At 74.6% G+C, this 15813-nt stretch carries 20 protein-coding genes; 2 read left to right on the top strand and 18 right to left on the bottom strand.

Annotated features, from left to right (window positions below; genetic code table 11):
- Positions 1 to 10: 10 nt before the first annotated feature.
- The 3 genes from AB8M62_RS14065 to AB8M62_RS14075 are packed head-to-tail and all read right to left on the bottom strand — an operon-like array spanning position 11 to position 2174.
- On the bottom strand, positions 11 to 745 hold the full coding sequence (locus tag AB8M62_RS14065; protein WP_369053785.1) for an alpha/beta hydrolase: 735 nt from the start codon (positions 743 to 745) through the stop codon (positions 11 to 13).
- On the bottom strand, positions 738 to 1847 hold the full coding sequence (locus tag AB8M62_RS14070) for a threonine aldolase family protein (RefSeq protein WP_369069966.1): 1110 nt from the start codon (positions 1845 to 1847) through the stop codon (positions 738 to 740). The genes AB8M62_RS14065 and AB8M62_RS14070 overlap by 8 nt, the downstream gene beginning before the upstream one ends.
- A 42-nt stretch (positions 1848 to 1889) precedes the next feature.
- Positions 1890 to 2174 carry an Rv1322 family protein gene (locus tag AB8M62_RS14075; RefSeq protein WP_369053782.1) on the bottom strand — a complete coding sequence of 95 codons (285 nt, stop codon included), beginning with the start codon at positions 2172 to 2174 and terminating at the stop codon, positions 1890 to 1892.
- Between the two features lie 232 nt (positions 2175 to 2406).
- Between AB8M62_RS14075 and nucS the strand changes: the two genes are divergently transcribed.
- A complete protein-coding gene (nucS, locus tag AB8M62_RS14080) occupies positions 2407 to 3087 on the top strand; it encodes an endonuclease NucS (RefSeq protein WP_369053780.1) in 681 nt (226 codons plus the stop codon).
- Here nucS and AB8M62_RS14085 read toward each other — a convergent pair.
- Positions 3039 to 3392, bottom strand: coding sequence for an STAS domain-containing protein (locus AB8M62_RS14085; RefSeq protein ID WP_369053836.1), 354 nt, complete (start codon positions 3390 to 3392; stop codon positions 3039 to 3041). The genes nucS and AB8M62_RS14085 overlap by 49 nt on opposite strands.
- A 439-nt stretch (positions 3393 to 3831) precedes the next feature.
- On the opposite strand from AB8M62_RS14085, the gene AB8M62_RS14090 reads away from it, so the two are divergent.
- Complete coding sequence (locus AB8M62_RS14090; protein WP_369053779.1) at positions 3832 to 4200, top strand: hypothetical protein; 369 nt, start codon at positions 3832 to 3834, stop codon at positions 4198 to 4200.
- A gap of 39 nt (positions 4201 to 4239) precedes the next feature.
- Here AB8M62_RS14090 and AB8M62_RS14095 read toward each other — a convergent pair whose 3' ends face one another.
- The 14 genes from AB8M62_RS14095 to prmC form a co-directional block, all read right to left on the bottom strand.
- Positions 4240 to 4692, bottom strand: a complete 453-nt coding sequence (locus tag AB8M62_RS14095) for a DUF2550 domain-containing protein (RefSeq protein ID WP_369053777.1) — start codon at positions 4690 to 4692, stop codon at positions 4240 to 4242.
- 38 nt (positions 4693 to 4730) lie between these two features.
- Positions 4731 to 5003 (bottom strand): F0F1 ATP synthase subunit epsilon, encoded by a 273-nt coding sequence (locus AB8M62_RS14100; protein ID WP_373694949.1) that lies wholly within the window; start codon positions 5001 to 5003, stop codon positions 4731 to 4733.
- Complete coding sequence (gene atpD / locus AB8M62_RS14105) at positions 5003 to 6466, bottom strand: F0F1 ATP synthase subunit beta (RefSeq protein ID WP_369053776.1); 1464 nt, start codon at positions 6464 to 6466, stop codon at positions 5003 to 5005. Before atpD ends, AB8M62_RS14100 begins: the two co-directional genes overlap by 1 nt.
- 51 nt (positions 6467 to 6517) lie before the next feature.
- Complete coding sequence (locus AB8M62_RS14110; RefSeq protein ID WP_369069967.1) at positions 6518 to 7450, bottom strand: F0F1 ATP synthase subunit gamma; 933 nt, start codon at positions 7448 to 7450, stop codon at positions 6518 to 6520.
- Between the two features lie 46 nt (positions 7451 to 7496).
- Positions 7497 to 9149, bottom strand: coding sequence for a F0F1 ATP synthase subunit alpha (atpA, locus tag AB8M62_RS14115; protein ID WP_369053774.1), 1653 nt, complete (start codon positions 9147 to 9149; stop codon positions 7497 to 7499).
- Between the two features lie 236 nt (positions 9150 to 9385).
- On the bottom strand, positions 9386 to 10210 hold the full coding sequence (locus AB8M62_RS14120; protein ID WP_369069968.1) for a F0F1 ATP synthase subunit delta: 825 nt from the start codon (positions 10208 to 10210) through the stop codon (positions 9386 to 9388).
- Positions 10207 to 10764, bottom strand: a complete 558-nt coding sequence (locus AB8M62_RS14125) for a F0F1 ATP synthase subunit B (RefSeq protein WP_369053834.1) — start codon at positions 10762 to 10764, stop codon at positions 10207 to 10209. The genes AB8M62_RS14120 and AB8M62_RS14125 overlap by 4 nt, the downstream gene beginning before the upstream one ends.
- Positions 10765 to 10823: 59 nt before the next feature.
- Positions 10824 to 11027, bottom strand: a complete 204-nt coding sequence (locus AB8M62_RS14130) for an ATP synthase subunit C-like protein (RefSeq protein ID WP_369053771.1) — start codon at positions 11025 to 11027, stop codon at positions 10824 to 10826.
- 64 nt (positions 11028 to 11091) lie between these two features.
- Entirely contained in the window at positions 11092 to 11877 is a 786-nt protein-coding gene (gene atpB, locus AB8M62_RS14135; protein ID WP_369053769.1) for a F0F1 ATP synthase subunit A, read from the bottom strand.
- Positions 11878 to 11967: 90 nt separating this feature from the next.
- Positions 11968 to 12222, bottom strand: a complete 255-nt coding sequence (locus AB8M62_RS14140) for an AtpZ/AtpI family protein (protein WP_369053767.1) — start codon at positions 12220 to 12222, stop codon at positions 11968 to 11970.
- A gap of 57 nt (positions 12223 to 12279) precedes the next feature.
- Complete coding sequence (locus tag AB8M62_RS14145) at positions 12280 to 12702, bottom strand: hypothetical protein (RefSeq protein WP_369053765.1); 423 nt, start codon at positions 12700 to 12702, stop codon at positions 12280 to 12282.
- 157 nt (positions 12703 to 12859) lie between these two features.
- Complete coding sequence (locus AB8M62_RS14150; RefSeq protein WP_369069969.1) at positions 12860 to 14041, bottom strand: MraY family glycosyltransferase; 1182 nt, start codon at positions 14039 to 14041, stop codon at positions 12860 to 12862.
- Positions 14042 to 14050: 9 nt separating this feature from the next.
- Positions 14051 to 14803 carry an L-threonylcarbamoyladenylate synthase gene (locus AB8M62_RS14155; protein ID WP_369069970.1) on the bottom strand — a complete coding sequence of 251 codons (753 nt, stop codon included), beginning with the start codon at positions 14801 to 14803 and terminating at the stop codon, positions 14051 to 14053.
- Positions 14800 to 15699 carry a peptide chain release factor N(5)-glutamine methyltransferase gene (prmC, locus tag AB8M62_RS14160; RefSeq protein WP_369069984.1) on the bottom strand — a complete coding sequence of 300 codons (900 nt, stop codon included), beginning with the start codon at positions 15697 to 15699 and terminating at the stop codon, positions 14800 to 14802. Before prmC ends, AB8M62_RS14155 begins: the two co-directional genes overlap by 4 nt.
- Positions 15700 to 15813: the final 114 nt, after the last annotated feature.

Here is a 15813-nt window from a genome sequence, read left to right on the forward strand (position 1 = left end):
GGGCCGCCGGTCAGCCGGCCGGCGGCCAGGTGGTGGGCAGCGGCGAGCGGGCGGGGTTGACGCGCGCGACGACCTCGTCCAGGACCCGCCGCACGGCGTTCTCGCCCACCCACAGGTGCTTGGCGCCCTCGACGGCGACCACCTCCGCCTGCGGCAGGAGCGCGAAGCGCTCGCGCGCCTCGGCCGGGCGCAGGAAGTCGTCGTGCTCGGGCACCAGGGCCGTCACGGGCCTGCCGAGCTCCGCCCAGGCGCGCAGGTCGTCGTCGGTGGACCAGCGCAGCGGCGGCGACAGCAGGAGGAGCCCCTCCACGAGCGGGTCGCGCCCGTGGACGAGGGCCAGGTCCGTGCCGAAGGACCAGCCCAGCAGCCACACGCGCGGCAGCTCGGAGAACTCCGCGAACTCCAGCGCGGCCGCCACGTCGAAGCGCTCGGCGCCGCCGGCGTCGAAGGTGCCGCCGCTGGTGCCGCGCTCGCTGGACGTGCCGCGCGTGTTGAAGCGCAGCACCGCCAGGTCCGCCAGGGCCGGCAGCCGGTTGGCCGCCTTCTTCAGCACGTGGCTGTCCATGAACCCGCCCGCGGTGGGCAGCGGGTGCAGGGTGACGAGCGTGGCGACGGGGTCGCGGTCGGCGGGCAGCGCCAGCTCCCCCACCAGCGTCACGCCGTCGGCCGTGTGCAGCTCGACCTCGCGGCGGCGGGCCGGCAGGACCGTGCCGGAGCGGATCTCCTCGGGCCCGTCCTCAGCCACGACCGGCCCCCAGCTCCTCGCCCAGCGCGGCCAGCAGGTGCTCGACGTCGACGTCGGCGGTGTCCCAGCTGGCCACCCACCGCACCTCCACGGCGCCGGCGGCGCGGGCGGGGTCCCACACGTGGAAGGGCACGCGCCGCTGCAGGCGCGCGGCGACGTCGGCGGGCAGCTGCGCGAAGACGGCGTTGGCCTGCACCGGCCGCGTCAGCGCCACCGGGTGCCCGGCCCGCGCGAGCGCCTCGACGCCGGCGGCCAGGTCGGCGGCCACCCCGTTGGCGCGCGCGGCCAGGCGGCGCCACAGGTCGTCGGTGAGCAGCGCGAGCAGCTGCGCGGACACGAACCTCGCCTTGCTCACCAGCTGCAGGGACTGCTTGCGCAGCCGCGCGGCGCCCGGGGCGGCGGCCGGGTCGCGCAGCACGACGACCTCGGCCAGCGCCGCGCCGTTCTTCGTGCCGCCGAAGGAGACCGCGTCCACGCCCAGCCGGGTGCTCGCCCCGCCGAGGTCCTCCCCCAGCGCGACCGCGGCGTTGGCCAGGCGGGCGCCGTCCACGTGCACGCGCAGCCCCAGCCCGTGCGCGACGCGCACGAGGTCGGCCAGGTGCTCGCGGGAGTAGGTGGTGCCCAGCTCGGTGCTCTGGGTGAGCGTCAGCGCGCCGACGGGGGCGCGCATGGGGTGGTGGGAGGCCTCGACGGCCGGCTGCAGGCTGCCGGGGTCCACCAGCCCGTCGGGCGCGGCCAGGCCGATCAGCTTGGTGCCGCCCACGTGCTCCAGGGCGCCGCCCTCGTCGTGCAGGACGTGCGCCTGGTCCGAGCACAGGACCGACTCCCAGCGCTGGGTCAGCGCCTGCAGCGCGACGACGTTGGCGCCCGTGCCGGTCAGGCACGGCAGGGCGGCCACCTCGGTGCCGAACTGCTCGCGCAGCCGCTCCTCCAGGGCCGCGGTCCACGGGTCGCCGCCGTAGCTGGCGACGTGGCCGCCGTTGGCGGCCACGAGGGCCGCGAGCACGTCGGGGTGCGCCCCGGAGGCGTTGTCGCTGGCGAAGCCCCGCGCGCCCGGGTCGTGCAGGACCGCCGGGGCGGGGGTGCTGACCGCGCTGCTCACCCGGCGACCGTACCCGCCCGTGCGGGTGGCCCGGCCGGGGCGTCAGCGGCGGTGCCGGGCCTGGAAGCAGGCGCGGTGCCAGTGCCGGCGCTCGTCGAGGCCGCCGGCCGGGCTGAAGGTGCCGCGCGCCGGCCACACCAGGACGTGGGGGGTCGAGGCGGGCAGCTCCTGCGCGCAGCCGGGGCAGCGGTAGGTCTTGCCCGAGCCGCTGCCGCGCAGCTCGCGCACGACCCACTCGCCGTCGGGCCCGGCCACCGTGCGGTCGACGCCGCGGCCGAGCGGCGCGCGGGGCGGCGGGTCGGAGCGTCGGCGGTTGGCGCGGGGCACGGCGCCATCGTCCCAGCGCGGCCCCGGACGCACCGACCGGGCGCCGCCGCGGCGGTGTCCCCTCCACACCACCGTGGCGCGCCCGGTTCGACCCTCTGATCGCTGCACCCGCCCCGGGCGTTACACACCGGCGGGACGAGGTGCCCGGGACGTCCTCGGGACGGTCCCCGGGGCGGCGCGGCGGCTCCCTCCGGGGCGGGCCGGAGGCCACGGGCACGTAAGCTCGGCGCCCGTGCGCCTGGTCATCGCCCGCTGCTCCGTCGACTACGCCGGCCGCCTGTCGGCCCACCTGCCGCTGGCCACGCGCCTGCTGCTGGTCAAGGCCGACGGCAGCGTCCTGGTGCACTCCGACGGCGGCTCCTACAAGCCGCTGAACTGGATGAGCCCGCCCGCGAAGCTGACGGTGGCCCCCGGGGAGGGGGACGTCCAGCAGACCTGGACGGTGCAGCACCAGAAGACCGACGACCGGCTGGTCGTGCACGTGCACGAGGTGCTGCACGACAGCGTGCACGAGCTGGGCGTGGACCCGGGCCTGGTCAAGGACGGCGTCGAGGCCCACCTGCAGGAGCTGCTGGCCGAGCACATCGGCACCCTCGGCGAGGGCTACCAGCTGGTGCGGCGCGAGTACATGACCGCCATCGGACCGGTCGACATCCTGGCCCGCGACGCGGGCGGCGCGACGGTGGCCGTGGAGATCAAGCGGCGCGGCGAGATCGACGGGGTCGAGCAGCTGACCCGCTACCTGGAGCTGCTCAACCGCGACCCGCTGCTGAGTCCGGTGGTCGGCGTCTTCGCCGCCCAGGAGATCAAGCCGCAGGCGCGCACCCTGGCCGTGGACCGGGGCATCCGCTGCGTGACGCTGGACTACGACGCCTTGCGCGGCATCGACGACGGCAGCGCCCGCCTGTTCTGAGCGGCCCGCTCGTCGTCGGCGAGCACGAGCACGCGGTGCAGCTTGGTCACCCGCAGCAGGCGCCACGTGGTCAGCGGCACCCCGGCCAGCACGAGGCGGCGGCCCACGCGCTGGGCCCGGCGGTGGGCGCCCACCAGGACGCCCAGCCCGGTGGCGTCGGCCACGACGGCCTCGTCCAGGTGGGCCAGCAGGTCCCCGGTGCCGGCGTCGAGCGCGGCGTGCAGCCGCACGCGCACGTCGGGCACCGAGGCGACGTCGAGGTGCCCCGACACGTGGACGACCTGACCGGGCACGGCCTCGACCACCGCGGCGCCGCGCACGGCCCCCCGGGCACCGGCCCGGGCGGCGCGGCGGGCCGCGATCTCGTCGGCGGCCTCGAGCGCGACGCGCCCCACCGATCGCTCAGCGACCTGGATCGCCATTCTTCCTCCCCCGAGGACGCCGGTCGTGGTCTCCGGCTCAGACGCGGCGGAGCGCCGTCCGGTTGCACGCGGTCGCCGACGAGCACCACGCGGCGTCGCGCGCCGCTCGTCGTGGTCCGCGAACACCGTGACGTTCGGTATCCACCGTGATCACACAGTGCCACCGATGACGGCTGGACGGGTGACATCACCGCCAGCGTTGCCCAACGGTGACCTGGCCGAGACGCCGCGGCCGCCGGGCCGCCCGCAGCGTGGGCGGGAGGTCGGCGAGAGTGCCGGCGGAGGGGCTGGCGGGCGCGGCGCACGGGTGGACACTGGAGCCGTGTCGGCCTTCGCCTCGTGGTCCTCGGCCTTCGGCTCCTACTCCTACGCGGTCGGGCCCACCATCGCCTTCCTCGCCGTGGGGGTCCTCGTCGTGCTGCTGCGCTGGACGTTCTCGCGCGGGCACTCCCTCGTCGAGCGCCGGCCCGAGCGGGGCGGCAGCGACGAGTACGGGCTGCTGGAGGCCGTCTCCGCGCCCGAGACGTTCATCGAGGCCGAGGTGCAGCGCCGCACCCTCCTGGACGCCGGCATCCGCGCCACCCTGGCCCCCACGACGGAGGGCCCGCGCGTCATGGTCTTCCCCTCGGAGGCGAGCATCGCCCGCGCGGTGCTGGCCGGTGAAGGCCGCCCGCCCGCGCCGCGCGGCTGACGCACCCGCACCCGTCCCCGGGGCCCCGTCCGCGGGGGCTCAGGCCACGTTGACGTTCTGCCCCGGCGGGGCGGACTCCAGCCACGAGGCGAAGCCGGTGTAGGCGTCCTCGCCCATCGCCAGCTCCAGGTCGGTGGCCAGGAGCCCCTCGCGCAGGCGGCACTCGACGACGATCGCGCCCGGCTGCACCGCCACCGCCTCCTGCTCGTCGGGGTCGCGCCGGCCCACCACGTCGAGCGCCCCCCGTGCGTAGGAGCACGAGGGGCGCGGGGACAGCGAGAAGGTGCGGTACCAGTCGAGGCGGTCGGAGCGGTAGGCGGCCACCCCGAGGGCCCAGCGGCCGTGCCCGGCGGCCGGGCGGCGCACCGAGCAGTCGAACGTGCCGAGCCGCCGCTCCAGGCGGCGGCGGCGCAGCACGACGAGGACGAGCGTGAGCAGCAGGAGCAGCGCGCAGGCGCCGGCGATCTCCAGGGAGATCAGCAGTTCCCGCACGCGGCTCCTCCGGCAGCTCGTCCGTCAGCGACCGGGGCTCAGCGACCCGGTCCGGAGCCGACGTCGACCGACTCGGCGACGATGGTGACCCGGTCGTGGTCGACGGAGAAGAACCCGCCGTCCACGGTGGCCGTCAGGCCGTCCGAGCCGGCGCCGGAGATGTGGACCTCACCGGCGCCCAGCACCGCCAGCAGCGGCTCGTGACCGGCCATGATCCCGATGTCGCCTTCGGTGGTGCGGGCGCGCACCAGCGAGGCCTCCCCCGACCACACCGAGCGGTCGGCGGCGACGAGCTCGACCTGCAGGGGCATCAGGCTCCGGTCTCCTTCTGGATGCGCGACCAGTTGCGCTCGACGTCCTCGAGGCCGCCGACGTTGAAGAAGGCCTGCTCGGCGATGTGGTCCATCTCGCCGTCGGCGATCGCCTTGAAGCCCTCGATGGTGTCGCGCAGCGGCACGGTCGAGCCGGGCACGCTGGTGAACTTCTCCGCCATGTACGTGTTCTGCGAGAGGAACTGCTGGATGCGCCGCGCGCGGCTCACCGTCAGCTTGTCCTCCTCGCTGAGCTCGTCGACGCCGAGGATGGCGATGATGTCCTGCAGCTCCTTGTTGCGCTGGAGGATCTGCTTGACGCGCACCGCGGTGTCGTAGTGGTCCTGCGCGATGTACAGCGGGTCCAGGATCCGGCTGGTCGAGGCCAGCGGGTCCACGGCCGGGTACAGACCGCGCGAAGCGATCTCGCGGGACAGCTCCGTCGTGGCGTCCAGGTGCGCGAACGTCGTCGCCGGGGCCGGGTCGGTGTAGTCGTCGGCCGGCACGTAGATCGCCTGCATCGAGGTGATCGAGTGGCCGCGGGTGGAGGTGATGCGCTCCTGCAGCACGCCCATCTCGTCGGCCAGCGTCGGCTGGTAGCCCACCGCGGAGGGCATGCGGCCCAGCAGCGTGGAGACCTCGGAGCCGGCCTGGGTGAAGCGGAAGATGTTGTCGATGAAGAGCAGGACGTCCTGCTCCTGCACGTCGCGGAAGTACTCCGCCATCGTCAGCGCGGACAGGGCCACGCGCAGGCGGGTGCCCGGCGGCTCGTCCATCTGGCCGAAGACGAGGGCCGTCTTGTCGAAGACGCCGGCCTCGGCCATCTCGCCGATGAGGTCGTTGCCCTCGCGGGTGCGCTCCCCGACGCCGGCGAAGACCGACACACCGCCGTGGTTCTGGGCGACGCGCTGGATCATCTCCTGGATGAGGACCGTCTTGCCGACGCCCGCACCGCCGAACAGGCCGATCTTGCCGCCCTGCACGTAGGGGGTCAGCAGGTCGATGACCTTGATGCCGGTCTCGAACATCGTGGTCCGCGACTCGAGCTGGTCGAAGTTGGGCGCCTTGCGGTGGATGGGCCAGCGCTCGGTGACCTCGAGGCGCTCGCCCTCCTCCAGGTTGAGGCAGTCGCCGATGGCGTTGAACACGTGGCCCAGGGTCACGTTGCCGACGGGCACCGAGATGGGGGCGCCGGTGTCGACCACGGGGGCGCCGCGCACCATGCCGTCGGTCGGCTTCAGCGAGATGGCCCGGACCATGTTGTCGCCCAGGTGCGAGGCGACCTCGAGCGTCACGGTCGAGGTCTCGCCGCCGAGGGTGACGTCGATGGTCAGGGCGTTGTTGATGTCGGGCATCGTGTCGACGGAGAACTCGACGTCGACGACGGGCCCGATGACGCGGGCGATGCGGCCGGTGGCGCCACGGTCGGTGGTGCCCGGCGCGTCGGTGACGGTGGCGGTCATGAACGGCTCCTCGGTTCCTTCAGCATCTGGGGCGTGTCGGGGCGGGCGGGCTCAGCGGTCGGCGCCCGAGGCCGCCAGCGCGTCCGCGCCGCCGACGATCTCGGTGATCTCCTGGGTGATCTCCGCCTGGCGCGCGTTGTTGGCGAGCCGGGTCAGCTTCTTGACCAGCTCGTCCGCGTTGTCGGTGGCGGACTTCATGGCCCGCTGGCGGGCCGCGAGCTCCGAGGCCGACGCCTGCAGGAGGCAGTTGTAGATGCGGCTGTTCACGTACTTGGGCAGCAGCGCGTCGAGCACCTCGTCGGGGCCCGGCTCGAAGTCGTACAGCGGCTCCAGCTCGCCGCCACCGCTGCCGTCGCCGGCCGCGGAGGACGTCTCGACGCCCTCGACGACCTCCAGCGGCAGCAGGCGGACCACCCGGACCTCCTGGGTGACCATGCTGACGAAGTGCGTGTAGACGACGTGGATCTCGTCGACGCCGCCCTCCTCGTGCTCCTTGCCGAAGTCCTCGACGAGGCGGTCGCCGATGGCCTTGGCGTCGGAGAACTGCGGGCTCTCGGAGAAGCCGATCCACTCCTCGGTCACCGTGCGGCGGCGGAAGCGGTAGTAGCCGCTGGCCTTGCGGCCGACGAGGTAGGGCGCGACCTCCTTGCCCTCCTCGCGCAGCAGCGAGGTCAGGCGCTCGCCCTCGCGCAGCACGTTCGCCGAGTAGGCGCCCGCCAGACCGCGGTCGGAGGAGCACAGGAGCACCGCGGCGCGGCGCACCTGCTCCTTCTCCGTGATGAGCGGGTGCTCGAGGTCGTTCGAGTTGGACGCCGCCGCCGACACCGCCCGCGTCAGCGCCCGCGCGTACGGGGTGGAGGCCCGCACCGCCGCCTGCGCCTTGACGATGCGCGAGGCGGCGATGAGCTCCATCGCCCGGGTGATCTTCTTGGTCGCCTGGACCGAGCGGATCTGCTGCCGGTAGGCCCTCAGCTCGCCTGCCACGTCGTTCTCCTCTTCCTCGCGTCCGCCCGGTCCCGGTGCAGCGTGCTCAGCCGCGGCGGGCGGCCGTGGCGCCCCGGCGGGTGGTGATCTGCTCCTGGGACACGTCGTCGGCGTCGGCGGCCGGCTCGTCGGACTCCACGGGGGCGGCCTCCTCGCTGGAGGAGAACTGCTGCTTGAAGTCGGAGATCGCCCGGGCCAGGGACTCCTTGGCGCCGTCCTCGAACTTGCCCGACTCGCGGATGCCCGCCAGGACGTCGCCGTGCTCGCGGCGCAGGTGGTCCAGGAACTCGCGCTCGAAGCGGCCGATGTCGCTGACCGCGATGGAGTCCAGGTGGCCGTTGGTGCCGGCCCAGATGGACACGACCTGCTCCTCGACCGGGAACGGGGAGTACTGCGGCTGCTTGAGCAGCTCGACGAGGCGGCTGCCGCGGGCGAGCTGGTTGCGCGAGGCCTGGTCCAGGTCGGAGGCGAACATCGCGAACGCCTCCATCGAGCGGTACTGGGCCAGGTCGAGCTTCAGCGTGCCGGACACGCCCTTCATCGCCTTGGTCTGCGCGGCGCCGCCGACGCGGGACACCGAGATGCCGACGTCGATGGCGGGGCGCTGGTTGGCGTTGAAGAGGTCGGACTGCAGGAAGATCTGCCCGTCCGTGATCGAGATGACGTTGGTCGGGATGTACGCCGAGACGTCGTTGCCCTTGGTCTCGATGAAGGGCAGACCCGTCATCGACCCGGCGCCGAGCTCGTCGGACAGCTTCGCGCAGCGCTCCAGCAGGCGGGAGTGCAGGTAGAAGACGTCACCGGGGTACGCCTCGCGGCCCGGCGGGCGGCGCAGCAGCAGCGACACCGCGCGATAGGCCTCGGCCTGCTTGGACAGGTCGTCGAAGACGATGAGGACGTGCTTGCCGTCGTACATCCAGTGCTGGCCGATGGCCGAGCCGGTGTAGGGGGCCAGGTACTTGAAGCCGGCCGGGTCGGAGGCCGGGGCGGCGACGATGGTCGTGTACTCCATCGCGCCCGCCTCCTCCAGCGAGCGGCGCACCGAGGCGATCGTGGAGCCCTTCTGGCCGATCGCGACGTAGATGCAGCGGACCTGCTTCTTGGGGTCGCCGGACTCCCAGTTGGCCTTCTGGTTCAGGATCGTGTCGATCGCGATGGCCGTCTTGCCGGTCTGGCGGTCACCGATGATCAGCTGGCGCTGGCCGCGGCCGATCGGCGTCATGGCGTCGATGGCCTTGATGCCGGTCTGCAGGGGCTCGCGGACCTCCTGGCGCTGCACGACCGAGGGGGCCTGCAGCTCCAGGGCGCGGCGGGTCTCGGCCTCGACGGCGCCCAGGCCGTCGATGGGCTGGCCCAGCGGGTCCACGACGCGGCCCAGGAAGGCGTCGCCGACGGGCACGGACAGGACCTCGCCGGTGCGGTGGACCTCCTGGCCCTCCTCGATGCCGGCGTACTCGCCCAGCACGATGACACCGATGTCGCGCACGTCGAGGTTCTGCGCCAGGCCGAGGGTGCCGTCCTGGAAGCGCAGCAGCTCGTTCGCCATGACCGAGGGCAGGCCCTCGACGTGGGCGATGCCGTCACCGGCGTCGACGACGCGACCGACCTCCTCGCGCGCGGCGGTCCCGGGGTCGTACGACGCCACGAAGGCGTCGAGAGCGTCCCGGATCTCCTCCGGGCGGATGGTCAGCTCGGCCATGGGGTGCCCTGCTCTCCTTCTCGGTCCTGCTGCTGGGTCGTGCGGGGTGGTGCGGGTCGTGCGGGTCCTGCCGGTCGTGCTCGGTCCTGCTGCGCTGCGGAGCCTCGCGGAGGTGCTGCCGTCCTGCTGCGCGTCCGGCGGGCGGGGTCGGCGGCGGTGCCCGGTGCCGGCCTCGCCGGTGGTCTCCCGCTCATTCTCCCCCGCCCGCCGCGCTGCTGCGTGCGCAGGTCGTGCGCTCAGCCCGCCAGGCGGCGGCGGGCCTCCTCCAGGCGGGTGGAGACGGCGCCGTCGATCACGTCGTCGCCGACGCTCACGCGCAGCCCGCCCACCAGGGAGGCGTCCACGTCCACGTTCAGGCGCACGGGACGGCCGTACTGGCGGCCCAGCGCGGCGGCGAGGCGCTCGCGCTGGACGTCGCTCAGCGGCTGGGCCGTCACGACGTGCGCGACGAGCTGGCGGCGGCTCTCGGCCACCACCTCGACGTACTCCTCCAGCAGCCGCTCGGCCCGCACGCCGCGCGAGGACGCGGCGACGCGGCGGGCCAGCTGCACGGCCTCCGGGGAGGCCCTGCCCACGAGCAGCCGCGCCGCCAGGGAGGCGCGGTTGGCCGCGGGAGCGGTGCGGTCGGCCAGGGCGTCGCGCAGCGCCGGGTTGCCGGCGATGATCCGCGAGAAGCGGAACAGCTCGTCCTCGAGGGCCTCGCCGCGCCCGGCCCGCTCGGCCTGGGCGACGACGGCGAGCACCGCGAGGCGCTCGGTGGCGTCGGCCAGGTCCCGGGCGGACGTCCAGCGGCCGGCCGCCAGCGCGGCCAGCGCCTCCACGGCCGGCGCCGAGACGCGGCCGGTGAAGGTGCGCCGCACGAAGTCGGCCTTGCCCTCCGCCGGGCGCGCCGGGTCCGACAGGGACCGGCGCAGCCCGATGGACTCGTCGAGCAGGGAGGTCAGCGCGAAGAGGTCGTCCCCGGCCCGGCCGGGGTCGGCCCCCTCGAGCGCCAGCTGGCGCTCGAGGACCTCGCGGGCGGCGGCGAGGCTCGCCCTCGCCGAACCGGAGTCGAGGCTCATCGACGCGTCGCCCCCGTGGTCTCGCCGCGCTCGACCTCGGCGAGGAAGCGGTCGACCACGCCGGACTGGCGGGCCGGCTCCTGCAGGGACTCGCCGACGATGCGCGAGGCCAGGTCGGTCGCCAGGCGGCCGACCTCCGCGCGCAGCGACGCGGCCGCCTGCTGGCGCTCCGCCTCGATGGTCGCGCGGGCCGAGGTGGTGATGCGCTCGGCCTCGGCCTGCGCCTGCTCGCGCATCTCCGCCACGATCTGCGCGCCCTGGCGGCGCGCGTCCTCGCGGATGCGGTTGGCCTCGCCGCGCGCGTCGGCGAGCTGGGCCTTGTACTCCTCCAGCGCGGCGTTGGCCTCGGCCTGAGCGCGCTCGGCCTTCTCCACGCCGCCCTCGATGGCCGCGCGACGCTCCTCGAAGGCCGTCTCGAGGCGCGGCACGACGAGCTTCGACACCAGGAAGTACAGGATGGCGAGGAAGACCAGACCGACGATCAGCTCCGCGGGGTGCGGGATGATCGGGTACGCGTTCTCCCAGAAGCCGCCTTCCTCGGTGGCCGCTTCCATGATCAAGGCTGGCACGGCAGCTCCTCGATGAGGCTCACGGGTGGGTGGTCAGGCGGACGTCAGAGGATGAACGCGAGCACGAAGCCCAGCAGCGCGAGGGCCTCCGCGAGCGCGAAGCCCAGGATGGCGATCGGCTGCAGCATGCCGCGCGACTCGGGCTGACGGGCCACGCCGTTGATGTACGCGGCGAAGATGAGGCCGACGGCGATCGCGGGGCCGATGGCCGCGAGGCCGTAACCGATGGCGTTCAGGCTGCCTTCCATGGTCCTCTTTCTCTCTTCTCGGTCCGCGGCGCAGGTGCGCCGCGGGTCGGGGTCGGGCGGTGGGTCAGTGCTCGTCGGCGATGGCGCCGGCGATGTAGGTGGCGGTGAGCAGCGTGAAGACGTACGCCTGCAGCACCTGGATCAGCAGCTCGAAGAAGAGCATGACGATGCTGAAGACGAAGGCGACGACGCCGGTCACCGGGAGGAACCCGCTCGTGTGCAGCAGCAGGTACTCCCCGCCCAGGACGAGGACGAGGATGAGCATGTGGCCCGCGAACATGTTCGCGAACAGTCGCAGGGCCAGGGTGAAGGGCCGCGTGACGAAGTACGTCAGCAGCTCCAGGACGTACACCAGCGGCGCGATGTAGCCGGGCACGCCCGGCGGCATGAGGCTCTTGAGGTAGCCGATGCCGCCCTTCCGCTGCACCGCGACGATGTGGTACGTCAGGTACACGACGATCGTCAGCGCGAGGGGGAAGGCGATGCGGCTGTTCGTCGGGAACATCACCGGCGGGATGACGCCGACCAGGTTGTTGGCCAGGATCAGCACGAACATCGTGAACAGCAGCGGGACGAAGCGCAGGAACTCCTTCGACCCGATGATGTCGCGCGCGACGCCGTTGCGGACGAAGCCGTAGAAGCTCTCGGTGATGAACTGGCCCTTGCTGGGCACCACGGAGAGCTTGCGCGTGGCAGCGACCAGGACGACGCCCAGCAGGACCGCGAGGATGGCGAAGACGAAGGAGGACCGGGTCAGCGCCCAGTTGCCGTCGCCGACCAGCGGCTGCCAGAAGTCCTTGACGCCGGGCGCCTCGAAACCGCCTGTCGCGGCCAACGCCTGCAGGGTCACTGCCTCTCCTCCGTACGAACGCCGGTGTGGGAACGGGTGTGGTGGTGCTGCGGGGCGGGCGACGTCGTCAGCACCCCGGGCTCCTCAGGCTCAGCGCGAACCGTACCGGAACCAGACGTAGTAGACGGTGGACGCCGCTCCGGCCAGCAGCAGCACCGGCGTCAGGAACGCGGTGCCCAGCCAGCGGTCGAGCGCCCACCCGGCCAGCGCCCCGCCGAAGATGCCGGTCATCAGGTAGGAGACCGAGTTCCACGCCGTGTCGCTGTCGCGGCGCGCGTCCTGCTCGACCGGCTCCGGCGACGACGGCCGCGGTGCGGGAGGGGTGGGGTCGTCCTGCGCAGGCATGGTGCGCGGAACGGTAACAGGGGCGCGCGGCCGCCGACCGCGCCGGGTCCGCCGGGTTCACCGGGCGTCACCGCCGTGGAGGGTGAAGACCGGCAGCCGCAGGCGGGTGAACGCCCGCACCTCGGCCACGACCCACGCCACCGCGCAGACCGCGGCGGTGCCGGCGACCCAGCCGCCGAGCAGGTCGCTGCGCGAGCTCAGCGCCAGGACGCCGCCGGCCAGCACGCTGACCTTCAGCAGGTAGACGGACAGCGCGACCGCGAGGTGCATCGTCACGTCGACGTGCTTGAGGACGCGCAGCAGCAGGTAGGTGGAGGCCAGGAAGGCCGTGGCCAGGGCGCCGCCGACCAGGGCGCTCACCGCGGCGGCCGCACCGGCGCTGAGCGCGGCGGCGCCGGTGACCAGGAGCGCGGCTCCCGCCACGACGGGCAGCGAGCGCCGGGGGACGACGCTGAACACGTCGTCGGTCCTGCTGCTCACGGTGGCTGCTCTCCGTCGTCGGCGGGTCGTCGGGGGGTCCGGCTCGTCGGCGCTGCTCCTCGGGCCGCGGGGGCGCCGGGGAGACTTCGTGAAAGCTATCACGAGCTCTCCCACCTCCTACGCACCGTCGCAGACGCCCCGGCGGCGCGCGGGCGGCTCACGGGCGAGCGGCGCTCGAGGGGGCGGCGGGACGCGGCGACCCGTCCCCCGGGCCGCCGCGCGGGGCGCCCCCGGCGGGCGGGCGCGGCGCGCGCCGGCGGCGCCAGTACAGCGGGCCGAACGTGAACGCCAGCACCGCCAGCCCCGCGCCCAGCGCGACGGCCAGGGCCTGCGACAGCGGCAGGAAGGCGTAGGAGGCGGCGCCGAAGCTGAGGAACGCCGCCCAGGAGTACATGACGAGCACGGCCACCCCGTGCGAGTGGCCCATCTGCAGCAGCCGGTGGTGCAGGTGCTTCTTGTCCGGGTGCCAGAACGCCCGGCCCTCGCGGGTGCGGCGCACGACGGCCAGGAGCATGTCGCAGAACGGCACCAGCAGGACCGCGATGGGCAGCAGCAGCGGGAAGAACGCCGGGGCGATCTGCTCGCTGGAGACGACCTCGGGGTCCACCGTGCTCGTCGCGGCGATCGTCGAGCTGGCCAGCAGCAGGCCCAGCAGCATCGAGCCGGAGTCACCCATGAAGACGCGCGCCGGGTGGGCGTTGTGCGGCAGGAAGCCCACGCAGCAGCCCACGGTGACGGCCGCGACCAGCGTGGCCAGCGAGGCGTAGTCGTCAGAGGCGCCGCGCTGCAGGGCGTAGGAGTAGACGAAGAACGCGGTGGCCCCGATGCCCACGATGCCGGCCGCCAGCCCGTCGAGGCCGTCGACGAAGTTCACGGCGTTCACCGACACGAGCACCACGAGCACCGTGATGGCCATGAGCGCCTGGCTGCTCAGCAGCGTCACCCCGCCGATGGGCAGCTGCAGCAGGCTGACGCCCTGCCAGCCCATCACGCCCGCGGCCAGCACCTGCCCGGCGAGCTTGGTGACCGCGTCCAGCTGCACGACGTCGTCGGCCACGCCGACCGCGCACACGACGAGCGCGCCCACCAGCACCCACAGCGGTCCCGGCCGGGTCTCGAACACCCGGCCCAGGAAGGGGATCTGCGAGGCCACCAGCAGGGCGGCCCCGACCCCCAGGAGCATCGCGACCCCGCCCATCCGGGGCACGGGCACCGCGTGCACGTCGCGGTCGCGGATCGGGGTGACGGCCCCCACGCGCTGCGCCAGCAGCCGCACCAGCGGCGTCGTCAGGTACGTCACGGCGGCCGCGACGACGATGACGAGCAGGTAGGCCCTCACGCCGGCGCCTCAGCCGCTGCGCTCGGCGGCGCCGTCCACCGGTTCCGCGGGCTCGTCCGCCGGCTGGGCCACGTCCTCCGGCTCCCCCGGCTCCGCCCCGCCCTCCGGCTCGGCGGGGTCGTCCGCCCAGCCCTTCGGCACGGCGCGGCGCAGCTCCTCCTCCGACAGCGCGCCCAGGCGCAGCACGCGCAGCGTGCCGTCGGAGGCGTCGACGATGGTGGACGGCGAGCCCTTCGGGCTCGGGCCGCCGTCGAGGTAGACGCGCACGCTGCTGCCCAGCTGCTCCACGGCCTCCTCGACGGTGGTGGCGGCCGGCTGCCCGGACAGGTTGGCGCTGGAGACGGCCATCGGGCCGGTGCGCCGCAGCAGCTCCAGGGCCACCGGGTGCAGCGGCATCCGCAGCGCCACCGTGCCCCCGGTGTCGCCGAGGTCCCACGTCAGGGACGGCTGCGCCCGGCACACTACCGTCAGGGCGCCGGGCCAGAAGGCGTCCACCAGCTCGCGCACCGCGAACGGCACGCCCGTGGCCAGCCCGTCGATCGTGCGGACCTCCGGCACGAGCACGGGCGGCGGCATGGAGCGCCCGCGGCCCTTGGCGTCCAGGAGCTTCTGCACCGCCGACGGGGAGAAGGCGTCGGCGCCGATGCCGTAGACGGTGTCGGTCGGCAGGACCACGACCTCACCGCGCTGCACCGCGCTGTGCGCGGCCGCCAGGCCGCGTTCGCGCGAGGCCGGTTCGGCGCACACGTAGGGGGGTCTCACGGCAGCGAGTGTCCCACCGCCGGCGCTGGTCGCCCGGCGGGCCCCGCGGCGCGCCGCGCCGACGTCGCGCGCGGGCGCCCGGTGAGGTCGCGGTGCCCGGCCGCGGCCTCCCACGCGGACCCGGCGACCAGCCGGCGCGCGGACGCCTCCTGCACCTCGGCGTGCTCGAAGACCAGCAGGCCGCCGGGCCGCAGCAGGCGCGCGGCGGCGGCGACGACGGCGCGCGGCACCGCCAGCCCGTCCTCCCCCCCGCCGTACAGGGCCAGCTCCGGGTCGTGCTCGGCGACCTCGCGCTCCTGGGGCACCGCGCCGGGCGGCACGTACGGGGGGTTGGACACCACGACGTCGACGCCGCCGTCGAGGTCGGCGAAGGCCGTGGCCGCGTCGCCGAGCCGCAGGTCCACCGCCGCGCCCGTGCGCGCGGCGGTCTCCTCGACGTTGCGGCGCGCCCAGGCGTGCGCCACCGGGTCCAGCTCGACGGCGTGCACGCGCGCCGCCGGCACCTCGGTGGCCACGGCCAGCGCGATCGCGCCCGAGCCGGTGCACAGGTCGACGACGACGGGCGCGCCGCCGGCGGCCGCGCGCGCGGCGGCCTCCTCGACGGCCAGCCCGGCCACGACCTCCGTCTCCGGCCGCGGGACGAACACGCCCGGGCCGACGGACAGCTCCAGCTGCCGGAACGGGGCCCGGCCCGTCAGGTGCTGCAGGGGGACGCGGTCGGCGCGCTCGGCCACCAGCCGCTCGAGGGCCCCGGGCACCGCCACCGGCGACCCGAGGGCCACGAGGACGGCCAGGCGCGAGCGGTCCACGCCGAGGGCGTGGGCGAGCAGCGCCTCCGCGTCGGCGCGCGGGCTCGGGATGCCCGCGTCGGCCAGCCGGCGGGCCGCGGCGGCCAGGACGGGCGCGAGGGGACCTCCGGTCGGGGCCGGGTCGGTGGGGTCGGTGGGTCCGGTGGGGGCGGGCACCGGGCGACCCTCTCACCAGCGGCTCCCCCACCGGCGGCCCGGCGG

This window comes from Kineococcus terrestris (genome assembly GCF_041020755.1).
GTDB classification, from domain to species: Bacteria; Actinomycetota; Actinomycetes; order Actinomycetales; family Kineococcaceae; genus Kineococcus; species Kineococcus terrestris.